The 3,547-nt window shown below is 44.0% G+C and carries 2 protein-coding genes; both read left to right on the forward strand.

The features are described from left to right. The first annotated feature begins 110 nt into the window (after positions 1-110). Positions 111-1,889 carry an N-6 DNA methylase gene (locus Q0991_RS04925; protein ID WP_299486042.1) on the forward strand — a complete coding sequence of 593 codons (1,779 nt, stop codon included), beginning with the start codon at positions 111-113 and terminating at the stop codon, positions 1,887-1,889. Next, positions 1,889-3,250, forward strand: a complete 1,362-nt coding sequence (locus tag Q0991_RS04930; protein ID WP_299486044.1) for a hypothetical protein — start codon at positions 1,889-1,891, stop codon at positions 3,248-3,250. Before Q0991_RS04925 ends, Q0991_RS04930 begins: the two co-directional genes overlap by 1 nt. Positions 3,251-3,547 lie beyond the last annotated feature (297 nt).

The raw sequence follows: 3,547 nt of genomic DNA on the forward strand, positions 1-3,547 counted from the left end.
GCTTCGCTATGTCAGTGGTCAGGTTACACTTTATCGCATATCCCAAACCTAACCATCACAATACTTTCAAGACTTGTGGGTAAGGCATAGCTATTGAAGGGCTACGGCTCATGGGCTCTAATCTACGCATCATGGATGATGCTTTTGAATATTTACTTCCCACCGAAGCAAAAAAAAAGAAAGGTCAGTTTTTCACACCACGCCATGTTGTTGAAATGTGTGTGCGTATGCTTAATCCGACACGGAAAGAGTACGTCATGGATCCCTCATGCGGTTCCGGAGGCTTTTTATTACATGCTATGGATTGGTGCTATCCTGCTGACGATAACAACAAGCGAGAACTTCGTAAGCATAGGTATGCGGCTAAGTATCTTTGGGGCATTGATTTCGAGGCTCGTGCAGCCAAGACTTCTCGTGCCCTGATGCTCATTGCCGGGGACGGACATACTAATATATTTGGCCCTGATGTTAGCAGTCTTGACCCCAACACGTGGTTTGAAAATGCCTCGGGTCAAGCCTTAATGCAAGGTTTGCGGCAGGCTAAATTAACGGCAGTTAAAATCCCGGATAACGAGTTTCTGAAAGATGATGATAAGGCTTGGGAGTATTTCGAAGAGCTGAAATTTGATGTAATCCTTGCTAATCCACCCTTTGCCGGGGAGATGAAAGATCGTAAGATGCTGGCTCATTATGATTTGGCAAGACCAGCTCTTAAGCGCGCAGGAAATAACAAAGCGCCAAAGGAAGAGCGTGATGTCCTTTTTATTGAACGCATCTTGAAAATGTTGCGTCCTGGTGGTCGCGCTGCCATCGTTCTACCCCAAGGAAAATTTAATAATTCCACACTGACCTTTATCCGTGAATGGATTTTGAAGAAAGCACGATTATTGGCAGTTGTGGGACTGCATCCCAATACTTTCAAACCACACACTGGCACAAAGACTTCGGTGCTCTTTATCCAAAAATATACTAAAAAGCAACTAGATAATATTGCCCGTGTGCATGATCAAGTAGCTAAGGACTGCCCAGCTTATGAAGTCGAGATTCAGTCCTTGCTCGATAGACACGACGAGGTGCCGGAAGAGGGCATTTCGGAAGCAATTGCTGACTTAATCAGCGAGAATTTCAGTGAACCGGAAGCTGAAGATTTAACTGAAGATGGAGGCGAAGACGGAGTTAGTAATGATGAAACTCCTGACCTGCCTAGCGATGAGGAACGAATTACCCAGGCTGAAAAGAAGATAGAAGACCTTCAGACTGAATTGAGTCGGGCGCAACAAAAAATCACTGACTTAAAAAACGAGGTGGAAGCTCTGAAACAGCAGCAACAGGCTGAAATTGCGACCATTAGCAAAACTTTTGATGGCAACAAGCGTGAACTCTCTGCTCACCTGAAACCGATTAAGGCCGCGCATAGGGAAACTGTGAAGGAGCTTAAAGTTGTACAGAAGGAAAAGACTAAGCGATACAAGTCTGAGATTAAACGACTGGAAAAGGAAATTCCCAATGCTGAGTATGATCTCAAATTACTCACTAACCGCGGCAAACTAGAGCTGGTTTTGGCTGATGATGATCTTATTGCAACTCTCAAGGAGCGCTGGATTGCTGCTGAGGTTGCAAAAAGATTGGATTATGCGATCTTTATGGCGGTGAGTGAACGTGGTGGCAAGAATAACTCTGGTGATTACGAATATATGCTCGACGAAGATGGACATATAGTGGAAGATATTAGCGGTCAGCCTAAGGTAAATCAAGACTTAGTAAACTACGACCTCACCGCAGAAGATCTGGCAGATGCAACTACCATACCCTGCGACCAGCTCTGCATAGCCGAGGCATTTGTACGTTTTGCTCATGGACAGGAATATGATTTCTGGAGGGTTGAGTGATGGCAATATTTGCACCAACATCTACAAGTAAACTTCAGTCCAGTTTTATAAGATTCGATGCCGAATTCTTTAAGCCAGAATTTGCCGAGGTTTACGAACAGATATGTGCTGTACCTGGAGTATATTTACTCGGAAAAATTACCGAAAGGATTACCCAAGGTTCTAATCCAAAATTTACTGACAAAGGATTGCCATGCGTGAATGGCAAGAATGTATATTTTGGGACAATGACTGAAGGAGACCCTAATTTTGTTTCTACTATTGAATTTGAAAGACTTTCTAGATACGTTCTACGCCGAAATGATTTAGTAATAACCCTTAAGCACGCAACTAAAATTGGAAGAACTTGGATTGTCGAAGACGATGAACCCCGAATATTTTCACGCAATGTAGGTCTATTAAGACTGAAAGATGGTTCACCAATCATTCCGTCAGTCCTTTTGCTCTATCTATGGACTAAGCAGGGTCAGTTACTACTCGATCGTTGTGCGACGGGAGGGACAACTGGTCAAATCACTCTTCCAATGAGTGAACTACGTCGTCTTCCTATTCCACCAATTTCTGAAGATAACCAAACAGCAATTGATTCTCTTTTCTGGAGATCTCGAAGGAGCATCGATAAATCGATTGAATCTTATATTCAAGCTCAGAAACTTCTCGAATCTGAGCTGAGGCTAGATAAGCTGAAGTTTGATAAACCTTTGGGCTACACAGCGAAATTTAGTGAGCTGGAGCTATCGCGGCGCTTTGATTCCGAGCACTACTATCCCGCCTTCGATAAACTGCAAGAAAATTTGCCAGAACATATCCAACTAATTCCACTTGGTTCTGTCTTAATCTCCTGCCAGCGCGGCAAACAAACCATCTATTCGTCAAGCGGTTTGCCTGTTCTCAATTCAAAACATATTCTTGAAAATAAAATCACGCTGGAAGGAAACCGCCACGCACAACCGAACCCCGAACCCAGCTTGCAGATTCAATATGGTGATGTTCTGATCAACGGAACCGGACGAGGAACCATTGGAAGAGCTGCGCCTTATCTGGTTAGTGAACATCAAGCCATACCAGATAACCATGTCACCATTCTTCGTTCACCAACACTTGATCCAGCTTATTTGTCGTTCTACCTCAACAGCTTGGCCGGAAAGCTGCAAGTAGAAAAATACCAGCGTGGCTCATCTGGACAATTGGAGCTTTACCCCTTTGATATCCGAAAGTTTCAGGTTTGGGAAGCCCCACAATCTATCCAGCAGGAAATTCGGCGACTGTATGATCAAGCCAGTGAAAGCGCGAGGCAATCCAGACAACTCCTCGACCAAGCCAAAGCCCGCGTCGAACAACTCATCGAAGAGGCAGTGTAGGAGTAAATCTATCTCTTAGTGGGTTTGCTTGGCTAAGTGTATTTATAGTATTGCGTGAGATCCAATTGCGATCGTGTGGATCCTTGCAAGGATGTCTCTCACAATTTTGTAGGTGTAGTGAGATCGTCAGTTAATGAAATGCTCTATCTGGTTTTGTGAATAACACCTAATTATTCCAATGCAGCGGACGGTTCAGTTATATTGCTTTGGGGATGACAAGGTACTTCAAATCTAGAGTCAGCAGTAGATAGGGCAGTGTGATTTCAAAGAAAATAGGGTGGCCGAAACGACTACCCT

The sequence above is a fragment of the Acaryochloris sp. IP29b_bin.137 genome (assembly GCF_028285745.1).
Lineage (GTDB): Bacteria > Cyanobacteriota > Cyanobacteriia > Thermosynechococcales > Thermosynechococcaceae > Acaryochloris.

Coding starts and splice junctions, on each gene's coding strand:
- Q0991_RS04925 (WP_299486042.1), top strand. CDS start 111: ATGGGCTCTAATCTACGCATCATGGATGATGCTTTTGAATATTTACTT.
- Q0991_RS04930 (WP_299486044.1), top strand. CDS start 1,889: ATGGCAATATTTGCACCAACATCTACAAGTAAACTTCAGTCCAGTTTT.